Genomic DNA, 16,495 nt, shown 5'->3' with positions numbered 1-16,495 from the left:
TCCTCGGGGCGCACGGCCCCGCGTCACTTCCGCAGGCGCTGCCACCAGTCGAGGCGCAGACAGAGCTTGCCGCCGAGCCACTTCTCGACCAGCGGGCCGAGGTTCAGCGGGGCGCAGTTCTGCGGACGGGTGGGCGGGGGCGTGGTGGGCGGGGGAGTGGGATCGGGGGTCGGCTTCGGTGTGGTGTCGGGTGTGGGTGTCGGATCCGGCGGCGTGGGCGCGGGCGGCGGTGTCGGGTCCGGGGTTGGAACCGGGGTCGGTGTCGGGGTCGGCGTGGGCGTCGGTACGGGCTCCGGTTCGCGCGCGGACAGCATCGACCGGAACACCTTCGACGACTCCGGATTCTTCTCGCACTGCCAGACGCCGTGCGGACAGTAATCCGTGACCGTGTTGTACAGCGGCTTGTACGTGTCGATCCACTGGAGCATGCGCCGCATGTATTCGGGGTTGTCTCCGTTGCGGAAGAGGCCCCACTCCGGATAGGAGATAACCTTTCCGTGTGCAGCGGCGAAGTCCACGTGTTCCTGAAGCCCGAAGGGCTCATTCACCTGTTCGTCAAAAGTCCGGCCGGGCGGCTGATCGTACGAATCCATCCCGATGACATCCACGACATCGTCACCGGGATAGCACGCGGTCCACGGAACGGCGTCCCGTCCGCGATTCGGCGCGAAGTCGAAACGGAACTTCTGCCCGGGAACGGCACGCATGGCGGTGACAATGCGGTTCCAGTATCTCTTCCACGCCTGTGGGTCGGGCCCGCAACGATGGGTGTACGTCGTGCCGTTCATCTCCCAGCCGAGCACGATCACCGTGTCGGGAACGCCGAGGTCCACCAGCCGCCGCGCCAGCGTCGTGAAGTGGCCGTCGTACTGTCCGTACGCGCCTTTGCGCAGCTCACGGCGGACGAGCCGGTCGGGGACCCGCCCCTCGGTGCGTTCCAGCATCGGTACGTTGAGGACGAACAGCCGGTCGTCCTTGGCCTTGCGCCAGGCCGCCCAGTCCGACAGGAAACCCGGGCTTCCCTCGATGTTGGACCACACATCCCCGGGGAGATAGGTGTGGCCGACGCGCAGCTCCGTACCGCCGAGCCATTTCTCCATACCGGCGATGCGCTGCACACCGGCGGGGCCGAAATCCAGATACGCGCCGAGCGCGGGCGCGTCGGCCCGGGGCGGTTTCCGCTTCTCCGCGCCGGCGGTGCCCGTACCGCTCGGAGTTCCCGTACCGCTCGGAGTGCTCGGAGTGGGAAGTGCCGCGCCGGAGACAAGGAGACCGGCCGTGACCGCCCCCAGGCAGGTGGTCGTCAGCCGTCGACGTCTCGATGACATGTCAGCTCCTCGTGATTCGAACCCGTTTCCGCGGTCGCGACCCGGAGTCGTGCAGCCACGTTGAGCGTAAAAGTATTTCTAATAAGCCGATCGGGAACCCGGCCCGGCGATCCAGTAGTCCATCCGTGCATTTCATCCCCCGCATGGGGTATCGATCTGAAGGACCCCACCGTGCCGACCGTGTTGCCGAGCTTTGACACCCGCGTCCCCGCCGTCCTGCTGCGGCTCGACCGGAACCCGTTCCACCACGGCACGCTGGGCGCCGTCAGATCCCTGGGCCGGGCCGGGATCGAGGTGCACGCGGTCATCGAGTCCGCGCGCAGCCCCGTCGGACGCTCCCGCTATCTGCACCGGGCCCATCTACGGCCGGGCCGGGAACCGGATCTGACACCCGCTCCGGATCCGACCCCGGCTCCGGCTCCGACACCCGCTCCGGATTTCGACGGGACCGCTCGGCTGCTGCTCGGCATCGCGGACGGGCTCTCCGGTCCGGCCGTACTCGTACCGATGGACGACCTCAGCGCGATCGCCGTGGCCCGGCTGCGCGGGCGGCTCGCCGGGCGCTATCTGCTGCCTGAACAGCCGTCAGGGCTGCCCGAGCGGGTCGCGGACAAGGCGGAGCTGGCGGGCATCTGCCGCGAGCTGGACATCCCCCACCCCCGCACGGTGGTGCCCGGCTGCGCGGCGGAGGCGGCTGCCGCGGCCTGGTCGCTCGGGCTGCCGGTGGTGGCGAAGTGGAGCAGGCCCTGGCTGCTGCCCGAGGACACGGGACTGCGCAGTACGCAGCTGGTCCGCTCGCCGCAGGAGGCGCGCGAGCTGTACGGGCGGGCGGCGGAGGCGGGCAGCGGGCTGCTGCTCCAGGAGTTCCTGGCGCCGGGGCCAGGACTGGACTGGTTCTTCCACGGCTACAGCGGCGGCCCCGACCGCCGCTTCGTGGGCGCCGCCGGGCGCAAGGACCGGGCGTGGCCGGTGGGGGCCGGGCTGACGGCGGTGGGCCGGTGGCTGCCCAATCCGGAGGTCGAGCGGACGGCGCGTCAGCTCGTCGCGGCGCTCGGCTACCGGGGCATCCTCGATCTCGACTTCCGGCGCGACGCCGCCTCCGGCGCCTACCACCTGCTCGACTTCAACCCCCGGCCCGGAGCGCAGTTCCGACTCTTCACCGACAGGGCGGGCGTCGATGTCGTCCGCGCGCTCCATCTGGACCTCACCGGCCGGACCGTACCGGCGCAGGAGGCGGCGCACGGGCGGACGTTCGTCGTGGAGAACTACGCGCTGCTCTCCGTCCTCGCCTCGGCACGCCCGGCCGCCCCGAGGCCGTCCCCGTCCGGGGCGCGGGCCGTGGCGGAGACCGAGACCGCGTGGTGTGCGCTGGACGACCCGTGGCCCGCCGGCGCGATGGCCGTGGCCTGGGCGCTGCACGCCGTACGCCGCGGCTGGCGCCGGCTCCGGCGCGCGCTGCCGTTGCGGCGGCGGCCGGGCGGCGGCGGGCGGTCGCGTACGCCCCCGGTACGGCAGCGGCGCGGCAGCCAGGACCGTACGGCGCCGGGCGCGCCCGTACCGAGGCGGACCCGATGAGCTGCACCGGCGACACGGACTCCGCGCCCCTCGGCACGACGACGACCACGACCACGTACCGCACACCTCACGTACGCCCCACACCTCACGTACGCCCCACACCTCCGGAACAGAGAGCGGGACACACACGATGCACGACCTGGTAGTGGTGGGCGCCGGCCCCTACGGACTCTCCATCGCGGCCCACGCCGCCGCGGCCGGCCTCGACCTGCGGGTGTTCGGCCGGCCGATGGCCTCGTGGCGGGACCACATGCCGCCCGGGATGTTCCTCAAGTCCGAGCCCTGGGCCTCGAACCTCTCCGACCCGAAGGGCGCCTTCGGCCTCGCCGCCTACGCCGCCACGCGCGGGGCCGAGGCCCGGCACGGGGTGCCGCTGCCGGTGGGCTTCTTCGCCTCGTACGGGCTCTGGTTCGCGGAGCGGGCCGCGCCGCCGGTCGACGAGCGGACGATCACCTCCGTACGGCCCTGTCCGGGCGGATTCCGGCTCACCACGGAGGACGGCGCGACCGTCCTCGCCCGTACGGTGGCGCTCGCGGTCGGGGTGATGCCGTTCATCGACATCCCCGCCCCGCTGCGCGGACTGGCGCCCGAGCAGGCGACGCACAGCAGCCACCACGCGGATCTGACGCGTTTCACCGGCCGGGACGTGACCGTCATCGGCGCGGGTCAGGCGGCGCTGGAGACGGCCGCGCTCCTCGCCGAACAGGGCACCACCGTACGGGTGGTGGCCCGGTCGGGCCGGCTGAACTGGAACACCCTGCCGCCGCCCCGGCAGCGCCCCCTCGGCCAGTCGGCGCGCGCCCCGCACACCGGTCTCGGCTGCGGCTGGAAGAACTGGCTGTACGCGGAGACCCCCGGCCTCTTCCGCCGGCTGCAGGAGGAGACCCGGGCCCGGGTCTTCACCTCGGCGCTCGGCCCGGCGGGCGCGTGGTGGCTGCGGGAGCGCTTCGAGCCGGCCGTGGAGGTACGGCTCGGCGAGAGCGTGGCGGCGGCGGTCCCGGCGAACGGGCGGCTGCGGCTGGAGCTGATCGCGAACACCGGCCGGGTGGAGACCGTGGAGACCGACCATGTCATCGCCGCCACCGGCTTCACGCCAGGACTCGAACGGCTGGGCCTGCTCGACGGTGAACTCACGGGCGCTCTGCGGACGGTGGGGTCCACCAGCGCGCCCGAGGCGAGCGCGGTCTTCGAGTCGTCGCACCCCGGGCTGTTCCTCGCGGGGCTGCTGAGCGCTCCGTCGTTCGGCCCGTCGATGCGCTTCGTGTACGGCGCCTCGTACACGGCGGAGCGGCTGGTACGCGGGGTACGGCGGCGGCTCGGCGCGGGCGGCGGCGGGAGCGGGGCGCGGGTGACGGTCCGGCAGCGGCGGGGGGAGGGGGAGGCCGTGCCGACGCCGACGGTGTCCTGAGCGTCGTTGAACGTCATCGGAGCTGATGGGCGCAGCCGGGAGGATCCCCCGTGGTCTCTCCCGGCCGGGTCCGGCGTCAGACGCGCGCGGCGGGCCTGTTCCTGCGGTAGAGGACGCCGCCCGCGATCAGCAGTCCGGCGCTGAGCGCACCGGCGGTGAGCAGGTGGGAGCCGGCGCCGGTGGCGGCCAGCTGGGCGGTGTGCGCGGGCGCCGCGGCGACCGGCTTGACGACGGGCGTGGTGGCCTCGGCCGGGGTCACCGGGGTGCTGGGGGTGTGGGGCGTGTTCGGGGTGTGGGGGGTCCGCGGGGGGACGGAGGTCGACGGCGGGGTGCCGGTCCTGCCGTCGGTCGGGGTCGAGACCTCGGGCTCCTCCCGCTCCTCGTCGGGGGTGTCGGGGGTCTCGGGCTTCAGCGGGGGCCTGCCGGGCACGGCCGGCGTCCCGTTCACGCAGGTGTTGCCGAAGGCCGGGTTGAGGAGACCGACCACGTCGATCGAGTCGCCGCAGACGTTGAGCGGGACGTCGACGGGCACTTCGAGGCCGTTGCCCGCGCCGACGCCCGGCGAACCGGTGACGACGGCGGTGGAGCTGGCGCCCTCGCTGTGACCGCGCCCGGGTCCGTACCCGTCGTGCGATCCGTACGCGTCGGTGGATCCGTAACCGCTGTGCGAGCCGTAACCGCTGTGGTGCGCCTTCGGGGTGCCCGACGCGTTGACGCAGGTGTTGCCGAAGACGGGGTTGAGCAGCCCGATGACGTCGATGGTGTTGCCACAGAGGTTGACGGGGATGTCGACGGGCACCTGGACGCCGTTGCCCGAGAGGACACCGGGCGATCCGGCGACTACGGCGTCGGCGTCGGCCGCCTGGGCGGATCCGCCGCTCAGGGACAGCACGCTCGACGCGGCGGCGGCGGTGAGCAGTCCCTTGCTGATGAGGTCTCGCACGTGGTTCTCCTGATTGATCGCGACGACGGCCGAGGCCGGTTCCGGAGCGCGGAGGGGCCGCGCTCCGGAACCGGCCCGGGACACCGTGTCAGCTGTTGATGCAGGTGTTGCCGAAGGTGGGGTTGAGCAGCCCGATGATGTTGATGCTGTTGCCGCAGAGGTTGATCGGGATGTGGACGGGCACCTGGATGACGTTGCCCGAGAGGACACCGGGCGAACCGACGGCGACGCCGTCGGCGTGTGCGTCGGCCATGGCCGGGGCTGCGGCACCCAGCGACAGGACCATTCCCGCGGCAACCGCCGCGGCCTTCATGCTCTTCATGGTGTAGCCCTTCCGCAGCGGCGAATACGTCCGCACGACGGTCGTGGCACGCGAGCATCCGCTTTCTCGGCTCTTCACGTCCGCTGCGAAAAGTCCAACGAATGCGACGTTACGAGGAAACTGCCCCGAATTGGGTGGTGCGTCCGGTTCACTCGTTTGACGCAGTGGCCGGAAAAGGCGGAACGGCCCGGTGCGTCATTGCGCCGGGCCGGTCCGTCGGCCGGGGAGTCCCGGTCAGCCGTTGGCCACACCGTTGCCCGAGAGCACCGGGATGTTGTTGACGAGGTGCGACAGCGGCTCGTCCTGCTTGGCCTGCGTGGAGTTGTCCGCGCACTGCTGGTTCTGCGGGCTGGAGAGGACCTGGACGTCCTGGACGGTGACCGGAACGAGGACGCCGACCAGCGAACCGACGTTGACCTTGGCCGGGACGCCGAGGCAGAGCTTGTTCAGCGAGCCCTGGATCAGGTCGGCCTGGGGGCTCATGTCGCCCTTGGTCGTCGCGTTGCCGAACGCGCTCTCGGAGCCGTTCCCGCTGGCGGAGATCGGGCCGTCGTCGTTGCCGATGGCGAGGGCGGGGGCCGCGGCGGCAGCGGAAACGCCGACTACGGAGACGGCCACGGCCGCGCCGGCCATAATCTTCTTGATCACGGTGTGTTCCTTTGATGGTGAAGAAAAGCAGATGCAGCGATGAGCTGTGCAGCGACCTGAACAACCTGCCATCCGCGCTTTGGTTCCGGTGCTTCACCCGAACGGCTTGCGGGTTGGCGTGACATTGCCGCGCGGTAATCACCGGTAATAGGCCATTGGAGTGAAGAGGCGGGTCTCATCAGAACCAAAGGGGTGCGCGGGGAGTTGCTCAGAGGGCTCCGGGAACTTAGGGGCATCCGTCAGAAGGGGACTCAGATCGTGATCAAGAAGGTTATGGCCGGCGCGGCCGTCGCCGCCTCCGTAGTCGGCGTCTCCGCCGCCGCGGCGGCCCCGGCGCTCGCCATCGGCAACGACGGTGGACCCACGTCCGCGAGCGGCAACTTCGCCACCCAGCAGTACGGGAACATGTCGACGTACGGCGACATGAGCCCGCAGATCGCCCTCATCCAGGGCTCTTTCAACAAGCCCTGCATCGCGCTGCCGGCCAAGGCGAACCTCGGTTCCCTCATCGGTCTCGTGCCGATCTCGCTCCAGGACATCAACGTCCTGTCGTCGCCGCAGAACCAGCAGTGTGTCGAGAACTCGACGCAGACCAAGGGCGACGAGGCGCTGTCGCACATCCTGGACAACATCCCGATCCTGTCCGGGAACGGTGCGGCCAACCGCTGAGGCGTCGGCTGAACCGGGCCGGCCCGCCGCTGAATTCCGCGGCGGGCCGGCCTTTTTCTCGAAATGCGTGTTACTCCATTCGGGGGAACGCCCGAAACTAATCCGGCTGCCGATGAGTTGAGCAGTTCGGATTCCACCGGTGGAATCCGACTTTCTGGAAAGGCATTAAAATGAAGAAGCTGTGGGCAACCGCTGCTGTAGCGGCGTCCATCGTCGGCGCCACGGCCGCCGCGGCGTCGCCGGCGCTCGCCATCGGTAACGACGACGGCCCGATCTCCCTCAGCGGCAACGGTGCCAAGCAGTCCTTCGGCAACCAGTCGACCAAGGGCGACATGAGCCCCCAGCTGAGCCTGGTCCAGGGTTCGCTGAACAAGCCCTGCATCGGTCTGCCGCTGAAGGCGAACGTCGGCTCGCTGATCGGCCTCGTGCCGATCACCGTTCAGGACATCAACGTCCTGTCGTCGCCGCAGAACCAGCAGTGTGTCGAGAACTCGACGCAGGCCAAGGGTGACGAGGCGCTGTCGCACATCCTGGACAACATCCCGATCCTGTCCGGGAACGGCGCGGGCAACCACTGATCCCCCCCAGAGGCCCGGCCCCGCGTTCCGTACGCGGCGGCCGGGCCTCTTGGCGTGCCCGGCTCCGTACGGCGCTATGTGCCGGGAAGGTCCGACGGCTGCGGGGGACATGACGCAGAACTTCCCGGCACCACCATGATCCGGCGCCGCCCCACCGCGCGCATAGGGCCGAACAGCCCCCCTCCCCGGCCAACCGGCCCTATCGCCCTCCCGTCCCCCTCCCATCTCCGTTCCCCCGGGCGGGAGATGAGCAGGTCGGAGCGCTGTCGTAGGCTGCCGAGGGGGAGACCGGACCGGGGAGCACGCGTTGGTCAAGACGACGGACAGTTCGGGACGTTCGGGCGATTCACCGGACGGCTGTCCGCACCGGCCGGCCGGCAGTCCGGAGCGGATGCGCGAGCTGCTGGACGCCGTGATGAACCTCGGCCACGGGCTCGAACTGCCCGAAGTGCTCCGGCGCATGGTCAAGGCGGCGGTCACCCTCACCGACGCGCGGTACGGAGCGCTCGGAGTCGTCGGCGACGGCCAGACGCTCTCGCAGTTCATCTCGGTGGGCATCAGCGAGGGCGTCAAGGAGCAGATCGGCCCCACCCCGTGCGGCCGGGGACTCCTCGGCGAACTGATGCGCCACCCGGTGCCGCTGCGCCTCACCGACCTCACCACCCACCCCAGCCGCTACGGCTTCCCCGCGCACCACCCCGCGATGCACACGTTCCTGGGCGTGCCCGTCCGGGTGCGCGACGAGGTCTTCGGCAACCTCTACCTCACCGAGAAGCGCGGCGGCGGAGACTTCGACGCGGACGACGAGGCGGTGCTGACCACCCTGTCCATCGCCGCCGGGGTCGCCATCGAGAACGCCCGGCTGTACGAGGAGAGCCGCCGCCGCGAGCGGCGCCTCGAAGCGCTGGGCGAGATCACGCGCTCGCTGCTGTCAGGCACGGACGCGGGCGAGGTACTGCATCTGATCGCGGAACGGGCGATGGAGGTGGCGGGCGCGGACAGCGCCGCCGTCCTGCTGCCGAAGCCGGTTGTTCCCGGCGACGACGAGGACCCGGACGGGGAAGGGCGCGAGGACGCGGGCGCCGCGCCCGCGGACCTGCTGACGGTCGAGGTGGCGCACGGCCAGGGGGCCGACCGGGTGCGGGGCGTCTCCGTACCGGCCGCCGGCTCGCTCGCCGGTCTTGCCGCCCGTACCGGAACTCCCGTGGCCAGCACCGACGTACGGACCGATCCGCGGGCCCATCCGCTCGGCGACGGCATGGAGGGCAGCCTGGGGCCCGTCGTCGCCGTGCCGCTCCAGATCGACACCGGGGCGCTCGGCGCGTTGCGGCTCGGACGGCCGGCAGGAAGCCCGCCGTTCGACGACACGGAGATCGAGCTGGTCTCCGGCTTCGCGGACCAGGCCGCGATCGCCCTCGAACTGGCCCGGCGGCGCGCCGAGTCGGAGGAGCTGGCCGTCCTGCACGACCGCGACCGGATAGCCCGCGACCTGCACGATGTCGCGATCCAGCGGCTCTTCGCGACCGGGATGACCCTCCAGAGCACGACCCGGTCCATCGCGGACCGGCCGGCCGCGGCGGAACGGGTCAGCCGGGCCGTGGACGATCTGGACACCACCATCCGCATCATCCGGTCCACGATCTTCGACCTGCGGACGGCCGACCGGCCGGGCAGGTCAGGGCTGCGCCGCCGGATGGCGGAGACCGCGCAGACGGCCGCCCGCGCGCTGGGCTTCCGGCCGGCGCTGCGGATCGAGGGGGCGGTGGACACCAACATCCCGGACGAGCTGGCCGAACAGGTCCTGGCGGTGGCCGCCGAGGCGCTCTCCAACGCGGCCAGGCACGCGCGGGCCCGCCGGATCGAGGTCGCGCTGACGGTGGCCGACGACGACACGGTGACCCTGACGGTCACGGACGACGGCGTGGGGATGGCCGGCTCGGGTGCGGGGGAGTCCCCGCACACCGGGGGCCTGGCGAACATGCGCACCCGGGCCCGTCTGAACGGCGGCGCCCTCACCCTGGAGACCCCCGAGGGCGGCGGCACGCGGGTGCGGTGGCGGGTGCCGCTGCCGCCGGGGTGACCGTTCGTACGGGGAGGGTTACGGGCGGGGTCTACGGGCGGGGCCTACGGACGGGGGCGGTCCGTGCCGTAGCCGGGTGCGGCCTCCCGGGCCCGTACCCGGCCGGCTATCACCGCGGCCTGCACCCGGCGGCCCACGCCGAGTTTGGCGAGGATCGAGGAGATGCGGTTCTTGACGGTCTTCTCCGCCAGGCACAGCCGGTCGGCGATCTCGCGGTTGGTCAGGCCCTCACCGATCAGGTCCAGGATCTGACGCTCCCTCGGCGCGAGCGCGTCCAGCTCGGACGGCGCCGGTTTCCGCGTGGCCACCGGGCCGCCGTGCGCGCCGGTACGCGGTCCGCGCAGCCGCGCCATGACCCGTGAGGTGGTGCGCGGGTCGAGCATCGAGGTGCCCGACGCGACGGTGTGGACGGCGGCCACGAGGTCGGCGCCGTTGATCTGCTTCAGCACATAGCCGGCCGCGCCAGCCATGATGGCGTCGAAGAGCGCCTCGTCGTCGTCGAACGACGTCAGCATCAGACAGGCCAGCTCCGGCATCGCGGCACGCAGTTCACGGCAGACCTCGATGCCGGCGTGGTCACCGCCCCGGTCGTCACCGAGCCGTACGTCCAGCACCGCCACATCGGGCCGGGCGGCGGGCACCCGGGCCAGCGCCTCGCGCGCGTCGGCCGCCTCGCCGACGACCTCGATGCCGTCCTCGGCCTCCAGCAGATCGCGCACTCCGCGGCGGACGACCTCGTGGTCGTCCAGGATGAAGACGCGGACGGTCGCGGGGACGGCGGTCAAGGGGGCGGTCGCTGGCGCGACGACGGGGGGCACGGGGACTCCTTCGTGTTCACGCGACGCTCGCGCGCCGGAGAGTGGGGGCGGGGGTCGGGGTGGCTCAGTATCCCCGGCGAGCCACCGGCGCGGAAAGTGACGAAGTTCATGGGGGCCGGAAGAAGTGCGCGTCGAGCAGCGGCTACATTGTCGTTGCTTGTAGGAGAGTTGAGGAGATCCACACCTGTGCATGGCCGCCGACTGCCCTCGTGGGCCTGGGTTACCGCGCTGACCGCTGGCGCTCTCGTGGCCGTCACCTTTCTGGCCATGGAGGCCGAGAACGGGCCACGGCCCACCGTCGCCGTACCCACCGCACAGGGGAAACCGGCCGCGAGCCCGAGCCCCAAGGCGGCGTCGTCCCCCGCGCCCGGCGCGGACGTGAAGCACGAGGTGCCGACGGCGTCCGGCGAGGGCCGGCGGATCGTGTACTCGCTCGGTGAGCAGCGGGTGTGGCTGGTCGATCCCAACAACAACTACGACGATTCCTTCGCCGTGTGGCCGGGCACGATCAGTCCGGAGAAGGGCGCGTACGCGGTCTCCTTCCGGCGGGACGACGGGGTCGGCTCGGACGGGGTGTCCATCGAGCACATCGTCTACTTCGCGGTGAAGGAAGGCATGTCCATAGCGTTCTCGAACGCGGTGGACGGGGCGGCACCGAGCCCCGCCCCCGGGGTGAGCACGGGCGGGATCCGGGTCGCCACGACGGCGGGTGACGCGATATGGAAGTTCGGCGCGCTGGGCACGAAGATATCCGTGGTCGATTGATCCCTGGCCGATCGGGACCTGTTTCCCGGATCGGTCAGGCGTCCTCGGTGTCGATCAGCTTGGCCGCCAGGACCAGGGCGGCGCCGGCCAGTCCCACCGCGCACAGCCAGAACCGCCAGCCGAATTGGTCCTGGACGATGCTCAGCGTGACGTAGACGAGCAACAGGGCGCAGAACAGCGGTGTCTGCCATCCGGCCCGCGACCACCACACCTGCGGGCCGGACTGCTCGGCCAACTGGAGCGCGTACACCTCGACCGGTCCGAACTCCTCGGCGGGCGAGCCGCCGGTGGCGGCCAGATGGCCGCGGGCCTCGGCGACCAGCTCGCGGGAGCGGCGGCCCGGGACCTTGTGGCGGCCGGTCAGCAGTCCGCCGAGCCGGCGCAGCCACGCTTCGGGGTCGGAGGGGCCGGAGGGGTCGCTGGAGTCCTCCGTACCGGTATCGGTGGCGCCCGCCCGGCGGTTGAGCAGCCACAGCAGTCCGAGCGGTGCCAGCGCCGCCAGGGCGAGGACCAGTGTGGGGAGTTGGCCCAGCGATCCGTCCGGCAGCAGGGCGAAGGCGGCGAAGATCCCCGCGACCAGGACGGCGATTCCGGCGGCGGCGAGGGCGGTGGCCCGGATCCGGCCGTCAGCGTACAGCCCCATGGCCATCCACGTCGCCTGCACGACCGCCGCCATCAGCAGGATCGCGGCCAGCCCCGCCGCGGTGACGTGGAACCAGAGACCGTCGTGAATGAGGACGTTGACGGTGCGGATGCCCAGCAGCGTGGCGAGGGTGGTCAGCCCCGCCTTCCAGAAGTCGGCGGGCAGCCGGTCGGACCGGTCCCGCCGGGCCCGTTCGGCGACCGGGACCCGCTCCCGCGCCGCCTGCGCCGCGAACTCGTCCGCCGGGCCGAAGGCCTCCTCGGGGCGCTGGCCGGTCTCGGCGCAGTGCGCGGTGACCTCGGCGACGACGTCCTCCGTCACCTCACGGGTCATGCCCGGGGCGAGGGCCAGCCGTAGCCTCAGCCGGTCCAGCCATTCCTGGTTCTTCTGGCTCGTCCCGTTCGTGGGCGTGGGCGTCTTCGTCATCTTTCCCCCTGGTCAGCCATGTCTCTCGGGGCGGCGTCCAGCAGCCCCGTCATCAGCACCGAGAAGCGGTCCCACTGCCCCCGCTGCTCCGCGAACCGCTCCCGGCCCGCCGCCGTGAGGGCGTAGACCTTGCGTCCAGGGCCGCCCTCGCCGGGCTCCCAGGTCGCGGTCACCGTTCCGTCCCGTTCCATCCGGCCGAGCACCGGATAGAGCGCGGCCCCCCGGACCTTCCCGAATCCCCGCTCGTCGAGCCGCCGCGCCAGCGCGTATCCGTGCCCGGCGCCGTCGGTGAGGACTGCGGCCAGCGCGAGTTCGAGCACGCCGCGCAGCCAGCCGGTCTGCCAGTCCGCCGGTGTCTCCGCCATCCGCCCTCCCTCAGTCGTCCAACCCTTGAGTAGCCAGACTATCCGACTAGTTTGGATTCTGACTAGTGGGCGGGAGGGGGTCATGTCCGCCCGGTACTGTGCCGGGATGCTCACCGTGACAAGCGTGAATGTGAATGGACTCCGCGCCGCCGCGAAGAAGGGGTTCGTGGAGTGGCTCGCCGGTACCTCCGCCGATGTGGTCTGCCTCCAGGAGGTGCGCGCCGAGCCCCATCAGCTCCCCGACGAGGTCCGCGCGCCCGAGGGCTGGCACGTACTGCACGCGCCGGCGACGGCGAAGGGGCGGGCCGGGGTGTCCGTCTACGCGCGGCGGGAGCCGGAGCGTACGCAGGTGGGATTCGGGAGCGCGGAGTTCGACGCGAGCGGGCGGTACGCGGAGATCGACCTGCCCGGGGTCACGGTCGCCAGCCTCTATCTGCCCTCGGGCGAGGTCGGCACCGAGCGCCAGGACGAGAAGATCCGCTTCATGGACGAGTTCCTCCCGTACCTGGAGCGGCTGAAGGCGAGCGCGGCGGCCGACGGCCGGGAGGTCGTGGTCTGCGGCGACTGGAACATCGCCCACCGGGAGGCCGACCTCAAGAACTGGAAGGCCAACCGCACGTCCTCCGGCTTCCTCCCCGAGGAGCGCGCCTGGCTGAGCCGCGTCTTCGACGAGGCCGGTTACGTCGATGTCGTACGTGCCCAGCACCCGGAGCAGGACGGGCCGTACTCCTGGTGGTCGTACCGCGGCCGTGCCTTCGACAACGACGCGGGCTGGCGCATCGACTACCTCGTCAGCTCGCCGGGTCTGGCGGACCGCGCGGTCAAGGCGTATGTGGAGCGCGCGGCCACGCACGCGGAACGGTGGAGCGACCACGCGCCCGTGACGGCGGTGTTCGACCAGTAGGCAGGGGCAGCGGGAAGCCCCGAACGGCACGGGACCGAACGGGGCGGGGTCTATGTGGCCAGTCCGATGATGACCGCCACTACGGCGACCGAGCACGTGATGATCGTCAGCCCGGTGACCATCAGCGCGACCATCACGCGCTTCTACCCGTCGTCGTGGTCGTGCTCGCTCATTCGGTGCGGACCGCCGGCACGACGCCGAGCGCGATGAGGCCCCAGCAGATCGCCACGCCGAGTCCCCAAGTGATCCTGCCGACCCGCTGCCTCGCCGCACGGTTCACTCGGCGCGCCTCACGTCGTCCGGCGGCGCCAGCCACTCGGCGCCCCCGCCCACGGGCCACAGAAACGCCGTCGGACGCTTACGGCGCTGGCCAGGGGGCTCGGCAGGGTCCTCATAGTCGGGGATCACGTCGCGCAGGATGCCGGCACGGCCCGCAGCGTCTTCCACCCGAGTGCCGATGTCCGCCCGCGCGATCACCCGTGTCCCTCCGGGTGCCGCCGCATGTAGACGTTGCAGTCGGACACGGTGGTCATGTCGCCCCCGGTACGGGCGCGGTCCCGCACGTTCGCGAGTTCGGTGCAGCCCGGACACCCCTCCACCGGGGTCGGCTCCAACTCCATACGTAACGGCAGCTCGACCGGCATGGTCTGGTAACGCGTTGGTTCGGTCATGTGCCGAGCGTTCCGTTGAACGGTACGGAGTTACAGGGACGGAACGTCCTACTTTCCGTAGCTAGTTGGTGACTCCCAGGAACTCGGCCAACTTGCGCAACCCCGGAGGCCGCGTCGGGCCGTGCCACAGATCGCCGACGATCGCGACAGCCAACGTGTGATGCCTCATCCATGCCGGGGCAACCCTGCGCAGCGATTCCAGCGCGCGGACAGCTCCGGCGGAGTCCCCGACGTCGGCATGGGCACGGGCCACGTCGAGCAACAGCCACGTTCGCCATGAGGGCGGGATATCCCGGCTGAGGCGCATACCGCGCGCCAATGTCAACGCTTCGTCCGGGCGACCGTGCTGGACGGCCAGACGCACCCGCTCAATCCGTACAGAGGACCGGCTGAAGACTGACACCAGCTTGCTGTCCGCCGGGGGCGGAAGTGTCGCCAAACGGCCTGTAGCGGCTTCAGCGGTCACCATCATGTCGTTGGCTGTGCCGTAGTCACCATTCCGGGCGTAGGACGTTGCTGCGGACATGAGCAAGCCGCCCCACACGCGGACGCCCTCCGCCGTGTCGGTGTGCTGCCGCTCAACTCCGTCAGCGACGTACACCGCCAGGCGTTGCGCGTCATCCAACCTGTTCTGCCGCTGATACGCCCACGCCACGGAGTTGGAGACCATGGCGGACAGCAAGGGATCGGAAGACTTCTCCGCTGCCCCTATGGCTCGTTCCAGAGCGGACAGCGCAAGATCCGACTTCCCGAGCCGGATGGCCAGATGACCGCCCAGTTGTAACGCCTTGCCCAATGCCGCCTGCCCGGCCGCGCGCTCATCGTCGCTGCCCACGGCAGCTACCAGGCGAGCGTCCGCGATGATCCCCGGAAGAACGTCCATGAGCCGTCCGAACTCCGCGTCGTGGTAGAGCGTCCACGCGGCGGCAAGTTCAGCCCGCAGAAGGGGCAGTGAAAGCCGTTCGACGCCCGACGGCTCGGGAGGCGGGGCGAAGAGCGGCGGCATGAGTGCGCGCCGGACAGCGACCAGGGAAGGGGAATCAGGCTCGCCGTTCGATGACACGCCGGGTGGGTCGCCGAGTAGCGCCGTGAGTTCGACGCCAAGCCCTTTGGACACGGCGTGGAGGGTGGGCAGCCGCGCACTGTGCTTGCGTTTCTGCTCCAACTTCCGAATCACGTCCACGGATACGCCGGAACGCTCGGACAGCCCCTCTTGGGTGAGGTCGGCAAGGCGGCGCAGTCTCGCGATGCGATCACCCAAATGCTCAGTAACCATGCTTCCGAAGCTACGCCAGAGAGCATGTTCCCCGGAAACGCGCTCTGTTTCGGTGCGCGTACAGAGCGCTTGAACGGAAACGACCGCCCACCCAGTCGGCGAACGGTCTCTCGGGTCGGTGTCGGATCACTCCGTGTCGGCAAGTGCCACAGCCGCGTTCCTGTCATGTCCCCGCCCGGCCATTTTGAGACGGGCGTCTCGGAATTTGGTCAATCATGGCCGGAAATGCTCCCATGTATGTACCATTCCTCCGTTACAGACCTGGCTGCGACGGTGCGCCGGATCGAATCGTCGTCCCCGCACGGACCGGAGCTGGCCTCGTATGTCTTCACCGCAGACCTCACCGCAGGGCTCACCGCAGATCGAGCACGACGTCTGGCAGGCCGCGCGGCGGGACGCCGTGGTGGCGGAGACCGGGAATCTGGCGCTGGTCGAGACGCGCTGGCTGCCGCCCCGGGTGGACGCCGAGGTGGCGTGGAAGCAGGCGCGGGCCGAAGCCGAGGCCGAGGCCGGCGCGGGGGTGACGGTGACCACCGTACGGCGGACGAATCTGCACACCGGGGAGCCCGAGCACGGGCTGCGGTTCTGGGACGCGGACGCTCCGGCCGTACGGAGTTTTGAGCGGATCGACACGTTCCCCTACCGGGCGGACTGGGTGTTCGAGGCGGGCTTCACGCCGGTCGAGGGCGGCCGGCGTGTGCCGTTCGAGCACATCAGGGACAGCGGCGGCAGCCGGGAGCTGGTCGTGCCGGGGGACATCCGGGTGACGATCGCCGGCGTCGAGTACGTCCTGTCGGCGTTCGACGACGACGGAACGCTTCTGCTGGTCTTCGGCGACCCGACCAACGGGGTGGACACCTACGGGGCCGGGCGGTTTCTCTTCGTGCCGCACGAGGCCGGCAGCTCGACCGTCGTCCTCGACTTCAACCGCGCCTTCGTGCCGCCGTGCGGTTTCTCCGCTCAGTACAACTGTCCGTTGCCGCCGCGGCAGAACCGGATCCATGTGCCCGTCGAGGCGGGCGAGAAGGCTCCGGTTTTCCGCGGCGGCTACGCGGTTCACTGAGTTGTTCGAGCGA

The 16,495-nt window shown here is 70.9% G+C and carries 18 protein-coding genes; 8 read left to right on the top strand and 10 right to left on the bottom strand.

Going from position 1 to position 16,495, the window contains the following annotated elements; translation table 11 throughout:
* Positions 1-23: 23 nt before the first annotated feature.
* On the bottom strand, positions 24-1,328 hold the full coding sequence (locus AB0389_RS18605; RefSeq protein WP_366396487.1) for a glycosyl hydrolase: 1,305 nt from the start codon (positions 1,326-1,328) through the stop codon (positions 24-26).
* A 171-nt stretch (positions 1,329-1,499) separates the two neighbouring features.
* On the opposite strand from AB0389_RS18605, the gene AB0389_RS18600 reads away from it, so the two are divergent.
* A complete protein-coding gene (locus AB0389_RS18600) occupies positions 1,500-2,903 on the top strand; it encodes an ATP-grasp domain-containing protein (RefSeq protein ID WP_366396486.1) in 1,404 nt (467 codons plus the stop codon).
* 130 nt (positions 2,904-3,033) lie between these two features.
* Positions 3,034-4,311, top strand: a complete 1,278-nt coding sequence (locus AB0389_RS18595) for an NAD(P)-binding domain-containing protein (protein WP_366396485.1) — start codon at positions 3,034-3,036, stop codon at positions 4,309-4,311.
* A gap of 76 nt (positions 4,312-4,387) precedes the next feature.
* Here AB0389_RS18595 and AB0389_RS18590 read toward each other — a convergent pair whose 3' ends face one another.
* From AB0389_RS18590 to AB0389_RS18580, 3 genes are all read right to left on the bottom strand, one after another.
* Entirely contained in the window at positions 4,388-5,254 is an 867-nt protein-coding gene (locus AB0389_RS18590) for a chaplin family protein (protein ID WP_366396484.1), read from the bottom strand.
* 88 nt (positions 5,255-5,342) lie between these two features.
* The gene (locus AB0389_RS18585; protein WP_366396483.1) at positions 5,343-5,576 is read right to left on the bottom strand and encodes a chaplin; all 234 of its coding nucleotides are present in this window, start codon (positions 5,574-5,576) and stop codon (positions 5,343-5,345) included.
* A 234-nt stretch (positions 5,577-5,810) separates the two neighbouring features.
* A complete protein-coding gene (locus AB0389_RS18580) occupies positions 5,811-6,221 on the bottom strand; it encodes a rodlin (RefSeq protein WP_366396521.1) in 411 nt (136 codons plus the stop codon).
* A gap of 261 nt (positions 6,222-6,482) precedes the next feature.
* Here AB0389_RS18580 and AB0389_RS18575 point away from each other — a divergent pair, with 261 nt between their 5' ends.
* From AB0389_RS18575 to AB0389_RS18565, 3 genes are all read left to right on the top strand, one after another.
* Positions 6,483-6,893 (top strand): rodlin, encoded by a 411-nt coding sequence (locus AB0389_RS18575; protein WP_366396482.1) that lies wholly within the window; start codon positions 6,483-6,485, stop codon positions 6,891-6,893.
* 170 nt (positions 6,894-7,063) lie between these two features.
* On the top strand, positions 7,064-7,471 hold the full coding sequence (locus AB0389_RS18570; RefSeq protein ID WP_366396481.1) for a rodlin: 408 nt from the start codon (positions 7,064-7,066) through the stop codon (positions 7,469-7,471).
* Between the two features lie 391 nt (positions 7,472-7,862).
* On the top strand, positions 7,863-9,551 hold the full coding sequence (locus AB0389_RS18565) for a GAF domain-containing protein (protein ID WP_366396520.1): 1,689 nt from the start codon (positions 7,863-7,865) through the stop codon (positions 9,549-9,551).
* Between the two features lie 44 nt (positions 9,552-9,595).
* Here AB0389_RS18565 and AB0389_RS18560 read toward each other — a convergent pair whose 3' ends face one another.
* On the bottom strand, positions 9,596-10,369 hold the full coding sequence (locus tag AB0389_RS18560) for a response regulator transcription factor (protein WP_366396480.1): 774 nt from the start codon (positions 10,367-10,369) through the stop codon (positions 9,596-9,598).
* 186 nt (positions 10,370-10,555) lie between these two features.
* Between AB0389_RS18560 and AB0389_RS18555 the strand changes: the two genes are divergently transcribed.
* On the top strand, positions 10,556-11,134 hold the full coding sequence (locus tag AB0389_RS18555) for a hypothetical protein (RefSeq protein WP_366396479.1): 579 nt from the start codon (positions 10,556-10,558) through the stop codon (positions 11,132-11,134).
* Between the two features lie 34 nt (positions 11,135-11,168).
* On the opposite strand, the gene AB0389_RS18550 is transcribed toward AB0389_RS18555, so the two are convergent.
* Entirely contained in the window at positions 11,169-12,203 is a 1,035-nt protein-coding gene (locus tag AB0389_RS18550; RefSeq protein ID WP_366396478.1) for a hypothetical protein, read from the bottom strand.
* Positions 12,200-12,568 carry a PadR family transcriptional regulator gene (locus AB0389_RS18545; protein WP_366396477.1) on the bottom strand — a complete coding sequence of 123 codons (369 nt, stop codon included), beginning with the start codon at positions 12,566-12,568 and terminating at the stop codon, positions 12,200-12,202. Before AB0389_RS18545 ends, AB0389_RS18550 begins: the two co-directional genes overlap by 4 nt.
* Positions 12,569-12,674: 106 nt before the next feature.
* On the opposite strand from AB0389_RS18545, the gene AB0389_RS18540 reads away from it, so the two are divergent.
* Positions 12,675-13,472, top strand: coding sequence for an exodeoxyribonuclease III (locus AB0389_RS18540; protein WP_366396476.1), 798 nt, complete (start codon positions 12,675-12,677; stop codon positions 13,470-13,472).
* 276 nt (positions 13,473-13,748) lie between these two features.
* Here AB0389_RS18540 and AB0389_RS18535 read toward each other — a convergent pair whose 3' ends face one another.
* The 3 genes from AB0389_RS18535 to AB0389_RS18525 form a co-directional block, all read right to left on the bottom strand.
* Positions 13,749-13,919 (bottom strand): hypothetical protein, encoded by a 171-nt coding sequence (locus AB0389_RS18535; protein WP_366396475.1) that lies wholly within the window; start codon positions 13,917-13,919, stop codon positions 13,749-13,751.
* A gap of 26 nt (positions 13,920-13,945) precedes the next feature.
* Positions 13,946-14,143: a hypothetical protein gene (locus AB0389_RS18530; protein ID WP_114660140.1), complete on the bottom strand. Its 198-nt coding sequence runs from the start codon at positions 14,141-14,143 to the stop codon at positions 13,946-13,948.
* Between the two features lie 61 nt (positions 14,144-14,204).
* Positions 14,205-15,419: a helix-turn-helix transcriptional regulator gene (locus AB0389_RS18525; RefSeq protein ID WP_366396474.1), complete on the bottom strand. Its 1,215-nt coding sequence runs from the start codon at positions 15,417-15,419 to the stop codon at positions 14,205-14,207.
* A gap of 322 nt (positions 15,420-15,741) precedes the next feature.
* On the opposite strand from AB0389_RS18525, the gene AB0389_RS18520 reads away from it, so the two are divergent.
* Positions 15,742-16,482, top strand: a complete 741-nt coding sequence (locus AB0389_RS18520; protein WP_366396473.1) for a DUF1684 domain-containing protein — start codon at positions 15,742-15,744, stop codon at positions 16,480-16,482.
* The last annotated feature ends 13 nt before the right edge of the window (positions 16,483-16,495 follow it).

The sequence above is a fragment of the Streptomyces sp. NPDC093109 genome (assembly GCF_040701725.1).
Classification (GTDB): domain Bacteria; phylum Actinomycetota; class Actinomycetes; order Streptomycetales; family Streptomycetaceae; genus Streptomyces.
This window is presented reverse-complemented; position numbering and strand designations above follow the sequence as displayed.

Bases quoted from the DNA above. Each gene is read 5' to 3' on its own strand.
- AB0389_RS18585 (WP_366396483.1), bottom strand. From the start codon at position 5,576: ATGAAGAGCATGAAGGCCGCGGCGGTTGCCGCGGGAATGGTCCTGTCG.
- AB0389_RS18540 (WP_366396476.1), top strand. From the start codon at position 12,675: ATGCTCACCGTGACAAGCGTGAATGTGAATGGACTCCGCGCCGCCGCG.
- AB0389_RS18525 (WP_366396474.1), bottom strand. From the start codon at position 15,419: ATGGTTACTGAGCATTTGGGTGATCGCATCGCGAGACTGCGCCGCCTT.
- AB0389_RS18595 (WP_366396485.1), top strand. From the start codon at position 3,034: ATGCACGACCTGGTAGTGGTGGGCGCCGGCCCCTACGGACTCTCCATC.
- AB0389_RS18550 (WP_366396478.1), bottom strand. From the start codon at position 12,203: ATGACGAAGACGCCCACGCCCACGAACGGGACGAGCCAGAAGAACCAG.
- AB0389_RS18530 (WP_114660140.1), bottom strand. From the start codon at position 14,143: ATGACCGAACCAACGCGTTACCAGACCATGCCGGTCGAGCTGCCGTTA.
- AB0389_RS18605 (WP_366396487.1), bottom strand. From the start codon at position 1,328: ATGTCATCGAGACGTCGACGGCTGACGACCACCTGCCTGGGGGCGGTC.
- AB0389_RS18570 (WP_366396481.1), top strand. From the start codon at position 7,064: ATGAAGAAGCTGTGGGCAACCGCTGCTGTAGCGGCGTCCATCGTCGGC.
- AB0389_RS18565 (WP_366396520.1), top strand. From the start codon at position 7,863: ATGCGCGAGCTGCTGGACGCCGTGATGAACCTCGGCCACGGGCTCGAA.
- AB0389_RS18545 (WP_366396477.1), bottom strand. From the start codon at position 12,568: ATGGCGGAGACACCGGCGGACTGGCAGACCGGCTGGCTGCGCGGCGTG.
- AB0389_RS18520 (WP_366396473.1), top strand. From the start codon at position 15,742: ATGTCTTCACCGCAGACCTCACCGCAGGGCTCACCGCAGATCGAGCAC.